The following is a 19,968-nucleotide window of genomic DNA, read 5'->3' on the forward strand; positions in this document are numbered from 1 at the left end:
GGAGCGATTATTGTTCCAGGAGTCACGATTGGCAAAGGGAGTGTAATTGGTGCTGGTAGTGTGGTAACCAAGGATATCCCGGCGAATGTACTAGCTGTTGGAAATCCATGCAGAGTTCTTCGGGAGATTACGGATCATGATAGAGAGTTCTACTATAAAGACATGCGTTTTGATCAAGTTGAATGGTAAGAAAAAGTAACCAATAGTTTTATAGAATAAAAATACGGCTCACATAAAGTCAAATGGAACCATACAATCTTCGATCATCTACCTTCCGGGAGGAGTTTTTCGATGAATATAATTTATTTTTTTCTTACAATACTTTCCCTTTATTTTGTCATTACAGCAATTGTGCATTCACGCCACACTCACTTGGTAGCCGATAAAATGCAAAAACAGTTTGAACATTACTTTAATGAAGATGCGCATCAAAATGATCAGCATATCAAATAGCAATGCATTATTAGCGAAGCAAAACGTCAATTTACAATTAATTAGTATTTAGAAGACGGATTTCCGTCAATTACAAAAAAACTAAACAATCATCGTTGTTTAGTTTTTTTGGCATGTGTGCCCGGCATGGGCGATAACTTGGCGGTGAAAGTCCGCTACAGGCTTGGCAGTAGGAACTGTTAGCCAAAGGCAAGGGTATCCTTCGTGAGGGGGAATCTGAAGGAAGCCGGAGGCAAACCCTCGGTCTGACGAACAGAAATCATATAGAAGGCATGGTGGGACGGACGAGCTTACGCGAAGAGTATGCAGGAGCGCGGAGCATTGGCACTCGGGAAAGTAAAGAAAGAGACGGTGCAAAGGGCCTGCTGGAAAGGATACTGGACAGAGACAATCTGAACAGAGCCTACAAGCAAGTCAATATAAGCCGAGTCCGGTACGACGCAAGGAAATTCCCAAACCAGATGGAAGCGGAGTGAGAAAGCTCGGCATTCCCACGGTCGTGGATCGTATCATCCAGCAAGCCATCGCCCAGCAACTGCAACCGCTGTTTGGCTTTCAAATTCGTTTTCGCTCGAGGAGAAAGCATCGTTTGGATCGCCTCTGGGAAGTATTCCTGAATCCAGGTATGGTAATACGGAGCCAGATCCATCACCACCGCAGCGGGACGAAGCTCCAAAAAGGATGAATGTTGCTTCGCATAGGCTCGAAGTTCCTCCAATTTTCGGCAAGGAAGGATATCCAGTAACGCTTCGCCCCTCAAGTTATGAATGCCCGTGTTGTTGGTATGGCCTTTTCGAATCACAAAATCAAGGGATTGGCAAAGGGGACAAGCTTGCTTATGAGCAGCTGGAGAAACCTCCATATGAAGCTGCAATGCTGATTGATAGAGAAGCAGGGTGTTTCTGGAGGAATCCAGGAGCACCCTTTTCATCGTGTTTTCTGCAAAGGCAGCACCACGAATGGTAGCAACGCCGGGTTACTTGGGAATTACAACAGAAGGTGAAAGGATTTCGGCATGACACGTCACATTGGAACCGATTGGGCGATTTGGGGGATGGAGATAAGGCTTGTAGTGATGAAGCTCTAAAAACGGAAGGTGCCTGCTCTCAGCTTATCATGCCGTCCAGTTTTTTTGACAAATAGTATAGATACGAATAGAATGACTAATTATAATATAACTTATTAAAAGGTTGATAAAAAGTGATGATAAGGAGATAAGTGAACGCCAGTAGAATCATGTGGGTCTCCTGCATGCCTTGATTGTAGTGCTTGTTGGCGTTATGGTTGCTGGTTTGATATCGGGTGCAGCCCAGCCCATTGGGGTGAAAGAAAAGAAATCAGATTAAAATATAAAGGGGATTGTCGCATGACTATGAAAACGGAAAAACAAAAGATGATAGATGGAGAACTGTATGTAGCTGCTGATCCTCAATTAACGAGTGAAAGAGAGTATGCGAGAAGATATGTACGTCTCTTTAATCAGACGACAGAGACGGATAGTGAGTACCGTGAAAAGTTACTTAAGGAGCTTTTCGGGTCAACTGGTAAAAGTATAAGCATGGAACCCAACATACGTTGTGACTACGGGTATAACATCCATGTTGGAGAGAATTTCTATGCGAACTTTGACTGTACCATTTTGGATGTTTGCGAAGTGCGCATTGGAGATAATTGCTTCCTGGCTCCGGGAGTTCATATTTACACAGCAACTCATCCCATAGATCCGTTTGAACGAATCGCTGGACCAGAGTTCGGAAAACCAGTAACGATTGGCAACAATGTATGGATCGGTGGTAGAGCCGTTATCAATCCTGGTGTTACGATAGGTAATAATGTCGTAGTGGCATCAGGAGCAGTAGTAACCAAGGATGTTCCAGATTATGTGGTTGTAGCTGGAAATCCAGCACGAATAATTAAGCAAATTGAAATCTCCTAAACAGCATACTGGCTAATCATTTAATATTTGTTCCGATGATCCTATTAAAATAGCTCTTTATTTTAATAGGATCATTTGATTTAAAGACTAGTAGGCTTATGCTCTTCAAGATTGAACTATACAGAGTAATAAATAATCATATTCATCCTTACCAGTGTTTCTCCTGAATTATAGTATATGTGTGGGCGATCTGCTTTAAAGCGGATCGAATCTCCAGCTTTAACTGTGTATATTTCCTCACTGACTTTTACCACCATCTCACCCTCAAATACCGTAATAAATTCTTCAGTACCTTCACGGTGCGGGGCTGAACTCAGTTCCCCGCCTGTTTCAATCTCTACGGTGTACACCTCAAAATTTCTGTTTCCTTCATAGGGGAAAAACGGATACAACCGGTAGTGATTACTTTCTTCAAGCACTTGCACCTTGCTTTTCGGAACGACTACTGCATCTGCAGGTGGCTCATTAATCAGAGCAGTGAAAGAGATTTTCAAGCCGTTCGCAATTTTCCATACGGTTGTAATCGAGGGATTAGATTCTCCCCGCTCAATCTGACCAAGCATCGTTTTACTGATTCCCGTCAGATCGGCTAATTTATCTAAACTTAATTTTCGTTCATTTCTTAGATATTTCAAATTTTTACTTAAAATCAGATTAATATTCTCCAACATTTTTCGCTCCTATTGTGCTTTATAAAGAACATATTGTACAATCATAAAGTACAAATGTACGTTTCAACGTACATTTCATTCAATTATAACATACTGGAGTTGATTGTTGCATGCCGTTTATTCCGTTCCTTTCTTATGCACTTGTTACCAGCTTTACGCCAGGTCCCAACAATATTATGTCTTTAGACAGTGCCAGGCGGTTAGGTTTGAGAAAAGCATTCCCATTCTTGCTGGGAGTAACAGCGGGCTGTTTCGCCATTATGCTGTTAGCCTGCTATTTTAATCTTGCTTTGTATCATTTTTTGCCACGGGTTAAAATCTGGATGAATGTACTCGGTAGTCTGTACATGCTTTATTTGGCGGTAAAAATAGCGAAGAGCAAACCTTCTGCGAACAATAATGATCACAATGAAGGATATACCTTCAAATCAGGATTGCTGCTGCAATTTATCAATTTAAAAGTCATTTTGTATGGTATTACGATCATTTCAACGTTTGTTATGCCTTATGATGTATCGTATATAGAGCTTATTACGATTTCATTACTCTTGACCTGTATTGGTTTTGTAGCTGTAGTGTGCTGGGCGGTTTTTGGGGCTATGTTTCAGCGTTTCTTGAATAAGTATGAGCGCTCCTTCAATATTATAATGGCCTTATTACTGATATATAGTGCACTATCGATATGGATGTAAATGAATACCATATCCATCATAGAAAAGGGTTCCTGACTATAGGCAGGAGCCTTTTTTTTCATGTGAATTGAGCTTATTTTACGAGTCATAACATACAATCGGACAGAATGGATGAGTCTCCTGATCATTTAGCTGCAAAACGGGTATTACCTTAATAGATAAAGCTGTTGACAACTTGTATATACATGACTTAATCTTGTATATACAAGATGTTGAAAGCGTTATATTATTTTTTACGCTACTTCATTTCGCAAGAAAGGAATGAGCATGAATGGAAGCAATGAACAAGACTTTAATTCCTCAAGATAAGGACTGGTGGCGTAAATCAGTAGTCTATCAGGTTTATCCCAAAAGTTTTAACGATACGACGGGCAAAGGAACCGGTGATATAAGAGGGCTGACGCAAAAGCTGGATTATTTAAAAAAACTGGGTGTCGATATTGTTTGGTTGCAGCCTGTATATGTCTCACCACAACGTGATAACGGGTATGATGTAGCCGATTATTGCCGGATTAATCCCGATTATGGAACAATGCAGGATTTTGAAGAATTGAGCGAGGGAATCCGGGCGCGTGGGATGTATTTAATGATTGACATCGTGGTTAACCATTCTTCCACAGAACATGCCTGGTTCCAAGAGGCACGGCTTTCTAAGGATAGTGAGTATAGGGAGTACTATATCTGGCGTGATCCAGCACCCGATGGTGGACCTCCAAACAATTGGGTTTCCAAATTTGGTGGACCCGCTTGGCAATATGACGAGGCAACAGGCCAATATTTCCTGACACTATTTGATAAGACTCAGGCGGATCTAAACTGGGAAAATCCCAAAGTCCGTCAGGAAGTTGTTAATCTGCTGGAATTTTGGGCTGAGAAAGGAGTCAGTGGTTTCCGACTCGATGTCATTAATTTGATCTCCAAAGATCAACAATTCTCGAACGATGATGGGAGCACGGCTCCTGGCGACGGACGTAAATATTATACGGACGGTCCACATGTGCATGAATACATTCATGAGTTACATGAGAAAGTATTTGCCAAACAGAATAGCGTCACTGTGGGTGAGATGTCCTCTACCTCCCTAGAGCACTGCATCCGTTATTCCAATCCAGAGAGAAAAGAATTGTCCATGACCTTTAATTTTCATCATTTGAAGGTGGATTATCCAAATGGACAAAAGTGGGAATTGATGCCATATGATTTTGAAATGCTGAAAAAGTTATTCTCGGATTGGCAAACGGGCATGCAACAGGGTGGCGGCTGGAGTGCATTGTTTTTTAATAATCATGATCAGCCAAGGGCAATCTCTCGCTTTTTGGATGATGGCGAATATCATGCGGAAAGCGCCAAGCTGCTGGCAACCACGCTACATGGTCTTCAAGGAACACCTTATATATTTCAAGGTGAAGAAATTGGGATGGCCAACCCGCAGTGGGCAGACATTGAAGAGTTTCGGGATGTTGAATCTCTGAATATGTATCGTATCTTACAGGAACAAGGCAAAAGTGCAGAAGAAGCATTGAATATCATTCGAGAGCGGTCTCGTGATAATTCGAGAACACCGATGCAGTGGGATGGCACTCGCAATGCGGGCTTCACTACAGGTACTCCCTGGATTAAGGTAGATGAACGATATCCACAGATCAACGTTCAGTCTCAGTTAGAGGACCCGAATTCTATTTACCACCATTATCGTAAGCTGATTCATCTGCGTAAGACGGTGCAGGTCCTTACCGATGGGAATTATCAACGTTTGGACGAAGCTCATCCTCAGGTCTACGCCTATCAACGTAGCAATGAAGAGGAGACTTTGGTCGTCATCTCTAATTTTAGCGGACAGAATACGCAATTCCGTATACCGGATTCATTTTATTCATCATTAGAAAATCAAGCGTTGGCTGGGGCTGAGCTTTTAATCGGTAATACTCAGCACGCCCCGGAGCTAAAAGAAGTAATCGCTTTGACCCCATATGCTTCCTATATGTGGATTGTTCGTAGCCTTAGTGAATAGTATGGAGACATCAGGTAGCACCCCGGGTACACTACTTTTTACAACCGGGGTTGCTGCTTTAAAATGAGCAAACGTTAAGGGAGTGGGCTAAATGGCGATTGAAAGATCACAGGTAGAAGACATTATAAAAGCCGTTGGTGGCAAAGACAACATAGAGGCCTCTACGCATTGCGTAACTCGTCTGCGATTTGCCCTTTATGATGATAAGCTGGTCGATAAAGATGCACTTGAACAAAATGATCTGGTCAAAGGCCAATTTTCTTCACAAGGACAGTATCAGGTCGTGATCGGTCCAGGTCTGGTGGATAAGGTATATGACGAAATGATCTCCATTACAGGAGGCAGTCGGGCTTCTAAAGACGATGTCAAAAATGCGGCAAGCAAAAAACAAAATCCTATTCAGCGTGCTATCAAGACGTTGGCAGATATTTTTATCCCCATCTTGCCCGCAATCGTGACTGCAGGTTTATTACTTGGAATAAATAATATTTTGACAGGCAAGGGAATCTTCTTCGAAGGTATGGCTCTGGTTCAGGTCTATCCTCAATGGACCGACTTTGCTGCTATCATTAACACCATTGCCAGCACCGCATTTACATTTCTACCTGCCTTAATTGGATGGTCGGCTGTTGTCCGGTTTGGCGGCAGTCCTTTACTCGGGATCGTACTGGGTCTGATTTTGGTTCATCCGGATCTGCTAAGTGCGTACGGTTATGCGGATGCCGTTACCAAAGGAACCGTTCCGGTTTGGAATTTGTTTGGGTGGGAAGTGAACAAGATTGGTTATCAAGGACAGGTTTTACCCGTTTTAGTATCCGCTTACGTGCTCGCACACATTGAGAAATTCCTAAATAAGAAGATAGCAGATTCATTTAAACTGTTACTTGTAGCACCGATTACATTATTAATAACGGGATTTCTGGCTTTTACAGTGATCGGTCCGGTTACTTTTATGATTGGTAATGCTATTACGTCTGGTCTTGTATACGTTTTCGATTTGGCTCCTGCAGTGGGAGGCCTGATTTATGGAGGCTTGTACTCCTTGCTCGTGATTACGGGAATGCACCATACTTTCCTGGCGGTGGACGTGCAATTAATTGGTACGCAGGGTGGGACATTCCTCTGGCCAATGCTGGCGCTGTCCAATATCGCTCAGGGTGCCGGAGCACTGGCAATGATGCTGGTATTGAAGGAGCAAAAGGGAAAAGGATTGGCTCTTACCTCTTCCGTGTCTGCTTTTCTGGGTGTAACCGAGCCTGCCATATTCGGGGTGAATATCCGATATAAATATCCGTTTGTATTCGGAATGATCGGTTCCGGTATTGCAGGTATACTGCTCACCGTAAATCATGTGATGGCTTCTTCCATTGGTGTGGGGGGGATTCCAGGCTTCTTGTCAATTTTCCCAAACAACTGGGGTGTATTCTTCATTGGGATGGCAATCGTATTGATTGTACCGTTCACTTTAACCTTTATGTATGGAAAACTGCTAAATAAGCGCCGTCAGACTCCTGCTACACTAGCTAACGACTCCGTACGGAAAGATTCAGGCCGTCAAAATTCTGCGCTGGATGTGCTTGAAGTAAAGACTCCGGTACTGGGACATGTTGTGCCATTGGAGCAGGTTCCTGACCCGGCTTTTGCCGAACGGCAGATGGGGCAAGGTATTGCAGTGGAACCGAAGGATGGCAAGATTCTTGCCCCTTTCAGCGGAAAAGTTATTCATATCATGATGAAAAGCAAGCATGCCTTGATTTTGGAGCATTCGACAGGTGTACAGATTCTGGTACATGTGGGGATCAATACGGTGTCACTGAAGGGTGAGGGATTTACCATGCATGTGGAGACCAATCAAACCGTGGAGCAAGGACAACTATTGATGGAATTTGACCGTGATCAGATTCAGAAATCCGGATATCCCGTCATTACACCAGTCATTGTCCCGGATGGTCAGAGTATGATTGAATCGGTTGAGGAACTGCCAGGTGAGGCAGAAAGTTTGCAGTATACCTTAATGAGAATTCATTTGAATGCTTCATCAGACAATACGAATTAAGTCAGATTCATTCAGACAGCCTATTTTAGTGAACAGGAAGTGAAAGGATGCTACAATGAACGTGGTGATGAAAATTGACAAAGAATATATTTTTGCAAATTTATCAGGATTATTCGGGACAGATCCAGACAGGTGAATTGGCTCCAGGCACGAAAATGCCTTCTGAAAATGAACTGGCCCGAGAGTACAACACCTCTCGCGAAACCGTGCGTAAGGCACTTCACTTGCTTGCACAAAATGGGTATATCCATAAAATAAAAGCTAAAGGATCTTTTGTTCTGGATATTGGACGGATGGATTTCCCTATAGGAGGATTGGTCAGTTTCAAGGAAATGTCTGAACGGATTGGGCGTACATCACGAACAATTGTACATGAAAATCATTTAATTCCAGTTCCAGATGACATAGCCAATCATCTTGAGATTAACAAAGATAAGTATTTGGTCTGGAAAGTTATTCGTGCGCGTGAGATTGAGGGTGAATGCGTCATACTGGATAAAGATTACTTTCGATCAGACATTGTACCTGTGCTTACTGAGGAAATTAGTCGTGGGTCCATCTACGAATATTTGGAGGGAGAGCTCCATCTTCAAATCAGTTATGCCAAAAAAGTGGTTTCCGTAGAAAATGCAGACGAAGAAGATCATAAGCTGATGGACCTTCAGAACTACACTCATGTGGTCGTAGTACGCAACTATGTTTATCTGGAGGACACCACCTTGTTTCAGTATACCGAGTCAAGACATCGGCTGGACAAATTCCAATTTGTCGACTTTGCTAGACGTTCCCACGGTGAAGAGAAAAAAACTGATTTTTTTAAATAACGATCAATAAAACAGTTAAGAAACCCCGTCTTTTGAAGACGAGGGTTTCTTTTTTACCTTGGATGCAACTGCTGAGCAGCTTGTATACTGGCATTTGAGGGATTTGAATTTGCGTTTTATCCAAAAGCTGTTTATAGAATATTAAAAGGTTATATACTGTTTAGAATACAATTCCATGATCAATGCAATGGGAATGAGGTGTATGTTATTGATGTATAGAGTGGCTATCTGCGATGATGAGCACAAGCACAGAGAACTTGTTAAAAATATGCTGATTACTTTGTCGTTAAAGACCAATATAGAATTTAAAGTTGAATTATTCGACTCAGGAGAACAGCTGGTATCTCATTATCAAAACCATGAGTCTCCATTCCATATCTTAATATTGGATGTTGAAATGAATGGCATAAACGGAATTCAAACCGCCCAAAAAATAAGGAATTTAAATCATCTAGATGAACAGATTGTTTTTTTAACGAGCTACCCTGAATATATGGTGGAAAGTTTTGACGTAGTCACATTTCAGTATTTAATAAAACCGATTGCTCCCCATATCTTTGAGGAAAAAATGATAAAGCTGTGTCAATATTTTCAATCTCTCGATAAAAAATTCGTTATCATCAAGTCAGCTTATGAGGAAGTGCTTTTAAAATATGATGATATCATTAGTATTGAAGTGGTCAAAAGCTTAACCATAAAAAACAAACTGCATTTTGTAACCTCTACTCAAACCTATGATAGCAAAGGGATTCTTTCGGACTATGCTTCAGCATTAAAAGAACATAATTTTCTACAAATTCATCGTTCGATTATTATAAACTTAATTCATGTGAAAAAATTTGCTGGCGGTGATGTTTTGATGTCAAATGATGTGAAGTTACCTATTGGGCGTTCTAAAATAAAAGAAGTTAAAGATCTATATACCAAATTTATGATCATGAAGATGCATTAATATGATGGAATATAACTCCCTGCTTCTTAATCTTTGCGTTGTCCTTGTTATGTGCTTCCAAGTGAATTTTTACTTTAACTCGGTTTTTGATAAGTCCAATCGAAAGCCGAACAGATTCGTGTATTTCATTATTTTTGGGTTGCTGAATTTTTTATATTTAAGTATTTATCTGTCTCCTACGTTTTCCTCCATTTTGGCGTTATTTGTCATATTTAGCTTGGCTCAGTCTTATACCATGGAAATAAAGACAAAGATCATTTTTTCCATCCTTTATGCTGTATTGATAACCATCGTTAATTTTATATCTCTTTATATTTTATATGCTGTAGGCTCCGTTAAAATTAGCAACTTTAGCCATTTAAGTGGACAAGATCACTTGATATTCTCTAAGGTTATGTTGCTCAGCTGCATTATCATGTTTGCTGTCATTCAGATTATACGGCTATTTGCCAAACGCAGAACCTTCCCTTTGCAGCATCGTTACTATATTTTATTTTTAATCGTTCCCATCATAAGTTTATACCAGGTCAATGTTTTATCTGTTTATAGTGAAAAGAATATGTATTATTTTGGTTCTATTATTGGCTTTATTTCCTTAAATGTTTTTATCATATATATTTTTGATAATGTCATTGAAAAATTTCAATTAATGCATGAAAATGCTCAATTACAAGATCAGATGGACTACCAAGATGCCAACTACGAAAAAACGGTTCACAGCTTCAAAAATATAAAAAGAATCATTCATGATACACACCAACAGTTTTTGTATATTGAAGAATGTATCAAGAGAAATGAATTGGCTGAGGCGAGTGAACATATTAAGGTTACCTTAAATAAAATCGAAGGAGCATATCAAAGGGTTAATACCGGTAATCTGGTTATAGATGCCCTTGTCACGAATAGTCTTAATATTGGGCAAGCCAATGGCATAAAGGTAGATACCCAACTTAACTTATATTCACAGAAAGTAAATATTGAACGTTATGATTTATGTGTAGTTCTAGGGAATATGCTGGATAATGCCATAGAAGCATCTAAAAAAGTCAAGATTGCCGATGACAGGTACATTCTTATTAAAATACATTCCAATGAGTCCGCGCTTTTCATTCACATCCTTAATCATGTGGAGAATGAAGTGGCTCATTTGCATAGTCAAAAATCAAACCCGGATGTTCATGGCATTGGCTTAACCAATATATCTAGAATATGTAACAAATATGGTGGGAATATGACCATTGAAACGAAAAATAAAGTATTCAATAATATGGTTTTATTGCCATTTTATAAGGACATTCCTTAGACATCATGTTGTTTAGGGATTGTTTTTTTCGTTTAAGGGTGTTTTTTTATATAGAATCCTCGTTCATTGTATGATCAGGTCAGTAATAAAATCTGGTGAAGCTATAAGAGGAGGAAATATGGAATGAAGAAAATAATAGCTGTGTTCGTTTCTGCTATGCTTTTTGTACTGCCGATGACGAATACTTTTGCTCAAGGCACTGCTGAACCCATCAAGGAAAAGGCTCGCAGTCTGGCCTCGGAGCTGGTATCCAAATACGGTGCTAGCGGTGTGCAGTATGCCATTATGGACCATGGAAACATCGTATTATCGGATAGCGTGGGTGTAAAGAATAAAGCAACCAACGAGCCGATCACCAAAGATACCATGTTCGGTATAGGCTCTATCAGCAAAATGTACGTGTCTGCTGCAACGATGATGCTGGTGGATGCCCATAAAGTCGATATTGATCAGCCGCTAACAACATACATTAAGGACTTTAAAATGGTCGATGAAAGGTACAAAAAAATTACACCGCGTATGCTGTTAAATCATTCGTCAGGCCTTTACGGTGCCCACTTAAAAAATAGTATGTTATTTAATGACAATGATACAGAAAATCATGATGAGCTATTGCTGAGATTACAATCAGAAACTTTAAAATCCAACCCTGGCGAATATTCCGTATATACCAATGATGGATTTCAATTGCTTGAAATATTGGTTGAACGGGTGAGTGGTCTAAGTTATACCGAATTTCTGGCAAAGCATATTAGTGTCCCTTTGGGTTTGAACTCTACGAAAACACCACTCGATCAATTTGATAGACAACAGCTGTCCAAAACTTATTTTCCTGCGATTGAGGGGGCCTTACCGGTCGAAAATGCCAATGTCATCGGGACAGGGGGCTTATACTCCACCGCAGAAGAGGTGGCTATGTTTTCAGAAGTATTAACGGGGAACAGACCCGATATTCTATCTGCCCAATCGGCGAAGTCCATGCAAAGTCATGAATATCGAAAAGGAATATGGGTACCTGAAGAGACAAACAGCTTTAATTATGGACTTGCTTGGGATGCGGTTCAGTTGGCACCGTTTAGTGATTACGGAATAACTGCGTTATCCAAGGGTGGGGATACTGTTTTGTATCACTCTACTTTGATCACCATACCAGAGCATCATATTTCTATGGCTGTGCTTTCATCTGGAGGGTCTTCCATCTTAGATAGTATTTTTGCTTCTAACATTTTATTGGAAGTTTTAAAAGATAAGGGCATCATTAAAGACATCATACCGGAGAAAACATTTGAGCCTCCTGTAAAAGTGGAAATGCCATCTGATTTACTTTCTTATTCGGGATTATACGGTTCTGTGGGTACAACCATCAATGTAGAGATTAAAAACGGTGAGTTTGATTTACCTGCTTTCTTGGATGGATTCGTCCCGGCGCAAAAATATGTGTATACAGGCAATGGACAATTCAAAAGCAGTGATGGCAGTGTAGCCATAAGCTTTGACAAACAAAAAAACGGGAAAACGTATATTAAGGCTAACCTATATTTAAACTTTCCGGGATTAGGTCAAATGGTTATGGTCACTTATGAATATCAAAAGCTAGATGCCAATCCTGTAAATCCCACAGTTAAAAAGGCATGGGAAAACAGAAACGGGAAAAATTATTATGCTTTGGATGAAAAGATATCTTCCATATTTTATCTGGCTCCCTCATTTATAACGAAAAAAATATCCGTTGATCATGATGGATACGCAAGTGGTACTAAAATTGTGGATGAGAATAAAGCAGTAAATGCCGTTGAGATTCCTGTTATGAGTGGAAGAGATGCATTTGATCTGAATTTTTATGCCAAGGATGGTTCGGAGTATTTAACCATAGATGGACAATCCTATATCAGTGAAGATGCTGTTAAACCTATCTTGGGAGGAAAATCAGTGTATACCATACCATCTAATGGCCAAGCCACATGGTATAAAATAGATAAAAACTCAGCCAATAAAACGATGACCGTTGATTTTCCAACAAGTGGAGGGTTCGCTGTCTATGATGAAAACGGAGCGGTTGTACAATTTTCAACTGCTAGCAATAACAATTCGGTTGTACTGCCCAAAGGTGGCTTGATCGTTTTAGGTGGCAATGCAGGGGATGTATTTAAAATCAATTTGAATTAAGCGTGTAGCCGCTTCTGGAAATTCAGGAACGACCGTTGCAGCGTTGGAAGGTTAAGTAGACAACCGCGAATCTTAAGTCGAATTGGCCTTTATATAAGGCCAATTCGACTCTTTCATTCGGCAGATGAGCCTAAATCCGTAATGGTTAGCTTAATATCGAAAGTAACAGGGATTTTACTGAACTTATAATCCCAATCATCTTTTACTTTTTTCCAAATCTGAGGTTTTTCAATATGCAAATGCTCACCAAAACCGGCAACATCGACTTTATATTCGGATTGTAATTTGTGCATAAGAGTTTTAATTCTTGTAGTCACTTGTTTTTCAAACTCTTTCTCAGCCTCTTTCATGTTTCGTGTCTCAGTCGGGTCCGCTTTATCATCCCAGTTTTCGATTAGACGTCCTTTGGATTCAATTTTTACGTGAAACGAGATGTCGCTTCCGTTGGTCACCTTGGTCGTTATTTTGCTTTTTACCGATTTAATCTCATAAGTTATAGCTTCATTATGCTCATCATACGTTTTGACAGCTCCGCCCTCAACATCACCCTTAATCCATCCAATACTCTCCACCTCTTGTTGTCCCAAACTCCCCATCCAGTGACCCGTTTCTCCTTTAATAATGCCGGCACCTGAAAACTCTAATTCTCCTCCAGATTCAGTAATGTTTTGCAGAATGTAGCTTTTTTTGGAATGCATCAACCCATCCAATTCAGACAAATTGACCCCCCTCATTACCTTGCTGGTTCTGAAGTGGTTACGAAGCATATTCAGAATATGAATGGATGGGATTTCGCCCTTGTATTTGGTAACTAGGGTGTTGGCTGCTCGTTGTTTACTTAAAAAGACCAAACAACTCGGGCGAATGTCATTATCACGTAACACAAAATCCATCAATTGCTGCATCGTCTGTTGTTTTGCCAGCTCGGTGGAAACCACCATGACCTTTAGATGGTGGCCAATAATGGGACGATCCAAACGGAGAGAGAGCTGTCGGAAGATTTCAAGCAAAGAATCTCCTGTGCTAGTTATGTTGTTATAGTTGGGCTCTTGTCCTCCTCCTCCGCCTTGCTTGCTTGGGCTTCCAGATGATTTTTTTGGGATGATTTGTACACTGGCCGTAATTTTATTTTTCTTGAAGTAACGGCTACCTTTCTTCTCCAGATCCTGTTCCAATGGAGTGAGCTCCCCCCGGTCCAGAGCAATTCCTGTATATATGCTTAGTTCCTCTACTTCTTTACTGCTCCAGCAGCCGACTTGAGTGACCAGAAGAATGAAGGTAAGCAATACAGATAAGATAGACCGTCTACACATTTTGCTTCATTCCCTTCTTCCTGATCATGAACACGATGGAGAGAAATACCGGAATCAGAAAAAATAATATGACTCCCATGTATCCGATCGCATCGCCCAGGCTAAACACTTCCATCATACGAACAGGAGTCATTGTGGAGATAAAGATTAGCGGGATTAAACCGAAAACCGCATAACGATATTTAAAACCAAACACCTGTGAGACACCTAAGGATGCATTGAAGAAAAAACTGCAGGAATTACAAAACATTTGCATCATCCAGATCACTAGCAGTGGAAACTCTAGACGTTCAAAAAGAAATCCGGGGATTTCAAAACTGCGCATCAAATTAATGGTAGGCCAAGTACTTGTCACAGTGGAATCTACCGATAGCCCGCCGATCACCATAACTACGGTCAAAAAGTACAAAAATAAAGGGATACTGATGCCCACTACCATGGCTTTAAATGCTTTTTCGGGGTGCTGCATAAAAGCGACCAGTGTCATGACGACTTCACATCCACTGAAAACAAGGATAGTTGATTTCAGCCCCTTGATGACGGGTAAAACCCCTTCACTCAATACAGGACGAAGATGATCAATTTCAAAAATCCTTAAGCTAAAGAGAAAACAGAAAAGCAGAAAGAAGAGACTGATCGGAAGTACAATCTGGTACAGTCGCGCGATGGGATTAATGCCTCCAAAAACCAAATAACTCCCTACCCAGATAAATGGAATCACAATCGCCCAGATGGGTGTGCCTTCGAGTAGGAAAAAAATGGTCACTTCAGCTAACACACGGATTTCAAAGCCGGCGATGATTATAAAGTATATAATTAATAGCACGCTTAAAAATCCTCCCGGAATCGTGCCCACGATTCTTCTGGAGTATTGATATATGGTGTTTCCGGGAAACTGTTGACTTAATTTCACCATGACCCAGACGACGAATATGACAATACCTCCACCGATGAGGACAGAAAGCCATGCATCAGGAGTCTGTACTTGTTCAGTAACCCCTCTCGGCAGTGTCAAAATCCCTGCGCCCAATACGGTATTGGTCAGAAATACAGCCGCCTGCTTCGTTGTGATCTTATCATCAGAGCGTCTAAACACAGTAGCTCCTCCTTCGTCTTGGCATCATGATCTGCGCTTTTTTTGCTGAGTTTTCATCATATTGGGTCTTCGTTTCATCAGAGATATAGGAGCACGAATGTACACATCCTTCCAATCGCTTAGGCGCATGGGAGAAAAGGGAGTCACATACGGTACGCCAAAGCTTTTTAATTTCGTCAGATGGATACAAATTAGCAGAAAGAACAATATGGTTCCGAACATGCCCAGGAGGGCTGCAAAGAGCATGCCGGCGAAACGCAAAAGGCGCAAGGTGATACCTGCACTATATGTTGGTATCGAAAACGAAGAAATAGCAGTAACCGCCACTACAATCACCAGGAAGGGACTAACGATGCCCGCATTGACAGCAGCGTCACCGATGACTAAGCCTCCCACAATGCCCATCGCAGGACCAATGGGTTTGGGCAAGCGAATGCCGGCCTCCCTTAGGATTTCAATAGAGATTTCCAAAATCATGACCTCTATAACGGACGGGAAAGGGACGCCTTGACGAGTTTGGATAATGCTAATGACCAACTTGGTCGGAATCAAACCGGGATGAAACGATATAAATGAAATGTACAAAGCTGGCCCCATCAGCGCTATAAAAGCTCCGGTAAACCGCAGCAGGCGTAAGAGTGTTCCTGGAATCCAGCGCTCATAATAGTCCTCTGGCGATTGAAGTAGCATACTGAAGGTCACCGGAACAATAAGTGCAAAGGGAGTTCCATCCAGCAAAATGGCTATTCTTCCTTCCAATAAAGCGTTAATGACACGGTCGGGGCGCTCTGTGTTGTGAGCCTGCTGGAACGGACTTAAATAATTGTCTTCAATGAGTTGCTCCACATAACCGGATTCAGCCAAAAAATCCATGTCTATTTTTGAAATTCTGCGCTTTACTTCTTCGAGGAGATCCGGATTCACAATATCCTTTATATACGCGACAACCAGATCTTTTTTGATTCGGCTTCCCACTTGGAATTTCTTCATCTCCAAACTTTTGTTTAAGCCCTGGCGTCGAAGCATCGAAGTATTTTCACCTAATACTTCCGTAAAACCAATTCGGGGACCCCGAAGTAATGCTTCAGAGGTTGGTTCATTGACGGAGCGAATGGCGCCATTAGGCGAGCCCACCAGCAGTGCTCCCTTCATTCCTTCAATTAATAAGGCAGTATGGCCTAAAAGTATAGACTCCTGCAGGTCCTCCATATCAGCAACTTCACTAATTTGCGTAAGTGGCATCAAGTTTTCTTTTATAAAAGAGTTACTTATACTTTCCTGCTGTTCCTGTGGGTCCTGCTGGCCGTCAAACATCAAGACCTCCATTACCTGCTTGCTCATAAGCTTTTCATCCTGCATACCTTCTATGAAGACTAACACAGACCGAGCATGATATTTCTTCACCACAAACTCACGAAAATGCACATCACTATTTTCGCCTATAGCTTCTCGAATGGACTTTAAGTCGGAATCATAATTCCCTGTAACTTTGGAGCTTGGTTCATGCTGCTGATCCGCGTGGCCTTCGTTATGTTCGTCGGAAAGCGGACGATCAGAAGAATGTTTGGATTTTGCTCCCTTACTGCCGACATACGAATAAATCGAGGTGTTTATATAATAAATTCCTAAAGGAATAACCAACGCGAGGCCTGCTTGAAAGAGTGTACTCCAGCTTGGAATATAAGAAATAATTTTAGACCACATGATGATCACCTCCATACGATTCGATTCATTTTCCCTTAAGATACAAGTTGTTCCTAAAGTATTCCTTATAAAGGTTGTATTTACACATGAAATGGAAAGATTCATCCGATGAAGTGGGCAATTGATGTATTTAATATTTATGAAATTTGACTCTTACCTTTATCCCTTGAAACGAAATAGGGAAATCCCTAAATATTCATAATTTGAACTACATTGTGATTCTGATCACATATAGCTCTATCTGCTGTATTAGAATAGAAGCATAAGCAATATTCATAGGAACGTAGGAGATGTCGTCGGATAGGGAGTATCGTCGAATGAATGGAGGAACCGGTATATGATAAACAGTAAACAGAAACTTGTGGTTATAGGGAACGGGATGGCTGGTATCAATACGGTCGAACAAATTTTAAAATTAACAGATAAGTATGAAATTACGGTCCTGGGAAATGAGCCGCATCCGAACTATAACAGGATCATGCTCTCTTATGTGTTGGAAGGTAGTAAAACGATTGATGATATCATACTGAACGATTTGCAATGGTACGCGGATCAAGGGATTGCTTTATATACAGGAAAAATGGTGAAAAGCATTGACGGTGAGAACAAGAAGATTCGCACCGAAGACGGACTGGAAATTGATTACGATGTAGCTTTGGTAGCTACTGGCTCACAATCATTTATTCTGCCTATTCCGGGCAAAGAATTACCGGGTGTCATCGGTTTCCGAGATATCGCCGATTGCTCGGCAATGCTTGAGGCAGCGAAGACCTTTAAAAAGGCAGCTGTCATTGGTGGAGGCCTATTGGGGCTGGAAGCAGCTAAAGGCTTGGTCAACCTGGGTATGGATGTTACGGTCGTTCATTTAATGGAGGATTTGATGGAACGCCAGCTGGACCGGGAAGCCTCTGCGATGCTGAAAGCAGAACTAGAACGCCAGGGAATCAAGTTTGCTATGCAAATGCAAACTTCGGAAGTGTATGGTCAAGATCGGGTACAAGGACTGCGGTTTTCAGACGGAAGCGAGCTGGAAGCGGATTTGGTCGTTATGGCCGTCGGGATCAAGCCTAATATTCAGGTAGCTGTGCAAAGTGGTATGGAAACGAACCGTGGTATTGTAGTCGATGATTTGATGAGAACCTCCCTGCCGGATGTATATGCTGTCGGGGAATGTGTTGAACACCGTGGAACCTGTTACGGCTTGGTAGCTCCGCTGTTTGAGCAGGGAAGTGTCATTGCCAAACATTTGGCAGGCGCGGAAACTGAAGGCTATATGGGATCGGTGGTTTCTACCAAGCTCAAAATTTCAGGGGTGGATGTTTTCTCAGCTGGCGAATTCATAACCCAGCCTGAACATACGGTGATTGTGGCAAAGGATGAGTGGAAGCGCACATACAAAAAAGTGCTGCTTCGTGATAATAAAATTGTTGGGACTGTACTGTTCGGCGATGTGAGCGAATCTGCTAGCCTTCAAAAATATGTGCGTCAGCAAACGCTGATGACAGATGAGATCTACGGACAGATCATGGGTACTGGATGCAGCAATCACGGGGCGAAAACATCATCCGCTGAAACGATGGCCGATGATGAAATTGTGTGTGGCTGTAACGGTGTAACTAAAAAGGCCATTGTTGATGCAATTAATGAAAATGGACTGACTACAGTCGATGAAATTAAAGCATGTACCGGAGCAACGCGTTCCTGTGGAGGATGTAAGCCGGTCGTGGAACAGATTCTACAATATGTTCTTGGAGACAGCTTCAAGACGTCAGCCAAACAAGGAATATGTGGCTGCACAACATTGAGCCGGGACGAGATTGTGGAAGCGATCAAAACCAAAGGGCTGACAACAACGCGTGAAGTTATGAATGTACTGGGTTGGCATAATGATGAAGGATGCTCCAAATGCCGCCCGGCGCTGAATTACTATTTGGGAATGATTAACCCGGATACCTATGAAAATGAGGGAGATTCCCGTTTTGTAAATGAGCGATTGCACGCAAACATTCAAAAGGATGGAACGTTTACAGTTGTTCCTAGAATGTACGGTGGTGTGACGACTCCAGAAGATTTGAAGAAGATAGCTGATGTTTCTCTTAAATACAACGTTAAGGTCGTTAAAGTAACAGGAGGGCAGCGGCTTGATTTGATCGGTGTCCGTAAAGAGGATCTGCCTAAAGTATGGGAAGAACTCGATATGCCGTCGGGATATGCCTACGCGAAGTCACTTCGTACAGTTAAAACCTGTGTTGGATCACAATTTTGCCGGTTTGGCACACAAGACTCGATGGGAATGGGAGAAGTGTTGGAACGGAAATTCGAACGACTGGATTTCCCAGCAAAATTCAAATTAGCGGTTAATGGATGTCCACGCAACTGTGCGGAATCATGCACCAAAGATATCGGAATCGTAGGCAATGATGGGGGCTGGGAGATCTTTATCGGTGGTAATGGCGGTATTAAAGCGCGGTTGGCTGATTCACTCTGTAAAGTGAAAACCGACGCCGAGTTGATTGATATTGTAGGAAGCGTAATGCAACTCTATCGGGAAACAGGACAATACCTGGAACGTACTTCGGAGTGGGTAGAACGGATGGGTCTGGAAGAGATTCAAAAGGCTGTCGTTCACGATACAGCTAATCGACAAGCGTTAGTAGAACGTATCGAATTTGCACTACAACAGGTCGAAGACCCATGGAAAAAGATTATCAATGATGAGGATACACGGAAAAATCTATTTGAGGTTGTCACTCCGTCTATTGTGTAATTGTATCTAAAATGCCTGAGGAAG

The 19,968-nt window shown here is 41.6% G+C and carries 15 protein-coding genes and 1 pseudogene; 11 read left to right on the forward strand and 5 right to left on the reverse strand.

Annotated elements, in window-relative coordinates; translation table 11 throughout:
• Together lacA and AC5ELV_RS20535 are read left to right on the forward strand one after the other, a co-directional pair.
• A pseudogene (gene lacA, locus AC5ELV_RS20530) lies at window positions 1-189 on the forward strand (galactoside O-acetyltransferase); the annotation flags it as partial.
• 102 nt (window positions 190-291) lie between these two features.
• Window positions 292-453, forward strand: coding sequence for a hypothetical protein (locus AC5ELV_RS20535; RefSeq protein ID WP_493431643.1), 162 nt, complete (start codon window positions 292-294; stop codon window positions 451-453).
• A 403-nt stretch (window positions 454-856) separates the two neighbouring features.
• On the opposite strand, the gene AC5ELV_RS20540 is transcribed toward AC5ELV_RS20535, so the two are convergent.
• Window positions 857-1,384 carry a transposase gene (locus AC5ELV_RS20540; protein WP_493431644.1) on the reverse strand — a complete coding sequence of 176 codons (528 nt, stop codon included), beginning with the start codon at window positions 1,382-1,384 and terminating at the stop codon, window positions 857-859.
• Between the two features lie 435 nt (window positions 1,385-1,819).
• Between AC5ELV_RS20540 and AC5ELV_RS20545 the strand changes: the two genes are divergently transcribed.
• On the forward strand, window positions 1,820-2,389 hold the full coding sequence (locus tag AC5ELV_RS20545) for a sugar O-acetyltransferase (protein ID WP_493431645.1): 570 nt from the start codon (window positions 1,820-1,822) through the stop codon (window positions 2,387-2,389).
• A 116-nt stretch (window positions 2,390-2,505) separates the two neighbouring features.
• Here AC5ELV_RS20545 and AC5ELV_RS20550 read toward each other — a convergent pair whose 3' ends face one another.
• Window positions 2,506-3,060 (reverse strand): helix-turn-helix domain-containing protein, encoded by a 555-nt coding sequence (locus AC5ELV_RS20550; RefSeq protein WP_493431646.1) that lies wholly within the window; start codon window positions 3,058-3,060, stop codon window positions 2,506-2,508.
• Between the two features lie 110 nt (window positions 3,061-3,170).
• On the opposite strand from AC5ELV_RS20550, the gene AC5ELV_RS20555 reads away from it, so the two are divergent.
• The 7 genes from AC5ELV_RS20555 to AC5ELV_RS20585 all read left to right on the forward strand — a co-directional run bounded on the left by AC5ELV_RS20555 (window position 3,171) and on the right by AC5ELV_RS20585 (window position 13,064).
• Entirely contained in the window at window positions 3,171-3,752 is a 582-nt protein-coding gene (locus tag AC5ELV_RS20555; RefSeq protein ID WP_493431647.1) for a LysE family transporter, read from the forward strand.
• 271 nt (window positions 3,753-4,023) lie between these two features.
• Window positions 4,024-5,763 carry an alpha,alpha-phosphotrehalase gene (gene treC / locus AC5ELV_RS20560; RefSeq protein WP_493431648.1) on the forward strand — a complete coding sequence of 580 codons (1,740 nt, stop codon included), beginning with the start codon at window positions 4,024-4,026 and terminating at the stop codon, window positions 5,761-5,763.
• A 91-nt stretch (window positions 5,764-5,854) separates the two neighbouring features.
• On the forward strand, window positions 5,855-7,819 hold the full coding sequence (gene treP / locus AC5ELV_RS20565; protein WP_493431649.1) for a PTS system trehalose-specific EIIBC component: 1,965 nt from the start codon (window positions 5,855-5,857) through the stop codon (window positions 7,817-7,819).
• 74 nt (window positions 7,820-7,893) lie between these two features.
• Entirely contained in the window at window positions 7,894-8,643 is a 750-nt protein-coding gene (gene treR / locus AC5ELV_RS20570) for a trehalose operon repressor (protein ID WP_493431650.1), read from the forward strand.
• Window positions 8,644-8,854: 211 nt separating this feature from the next.
• A complete protein-coding gene (locus AC5ELV_RS20575; protein ID WP_028541077.1) occupies window positions 8,855-9,595 on the forward strand; it encodes a LytR/AlgR family response regulator transcription factor in 741 nt (246 codons plus the stop codon).
• Between the two features lies 1 nt (window position 9,596).
• Window positions 9,597-10,898, forward strand: coding sequence for a GHKL domain-containing protein (locus AC5ELV_RS20580; RefSeq protein WP_493431651.1), 1,302 nt, complete (start codon window positions 9,597-9,599; stop codon window positions 10,896-10,898).
• Between the two features lie 123 nt (window positions 10,899-11,021).
• Window positions 11,022-13,064, forward strand: a complete 2,043-nt coding sequence (locus AC5ELV_RS20585) for a serine hydrolase domain-containing protein (protein WP_493431652.1) — start codon at window positions 11,022-11,024, stop codon at window positions 13,062-13,064.
• Window positions 13,065-13,177: 113 nt separating this feature from the next.
• Here AC5ELV_RS20585 and AC5ELV_RS20590 read toward each other — a convergent pair whose 3' ends face one another.
• Genes AC5ELV_RS20590 through AC5ELV_RS20600 form a run of 3 tightly spaced genes read right to left on the reverse strand, consistent with a single transcriptional unit; the run spans window position 13,178 to window position 17,177 of the window.
• On the reverse strand, window positions 13,178-14,377 hold the full coding sequence (locus AC5ELV_RS20590) for a Ger(x)C family spore germination protein (RefSeq protein ID WP_493431653.1): 1,200 nt from the start codon (window positions 14,375-14,377) through the stop codon (window positions 13,178-13,180).
• A complete protein-coding gene (locus tag AC5ELV_RS20595) occupies window positions 14,370-15,473 on the reverse strand; it encodes a GerAB/ArcD/ProY family transporter (protein ID WP_493431654.1) in 1,104 nt (367 codons plus the stop codon). Before AC5ELV_RS20595 ends, AC5ELV_RS20590 begins: the two co-directional genes overlap by 8 nt.
• Before the next feature lie 24 nt (window positions 15,474-15,497).
• On the reverse strand, window positions 15,498-17,177 hold the full coding sequence (locus AC5ELV_RS20600) for a spore germination protein (protein WP_493431655.1): 1,680 nt from the start codon (window positions 17,175-17,177) through the stop codon (window positions 15,498-15,500).
• A 337-nt stretch (window positions 17,178-17,514) separates the two neighbouring features.
• Between AC5ELV_RS20600 and nirB the strand changes: the two genes are divergently transcribed.
• Complete coding sequence (gene nirB, locus AC5ELV_RS20605) at window positions 17,515-19,944, forward strand: nitrite reductase large subunit NirB (RefSeq protein ID WP_493431656.1); 2,430 nt, start codon at window positions 17,515-17,517, stop codon at window positions 19,942-19,944.
• The last annotated feature ends 24 nt before the right edge of the window (window positions 19,945-19,968 follow it).

The sequence above is a fragment of the Paenibacillus sp. NMA1017 genome (assembly GCF_058895805.1).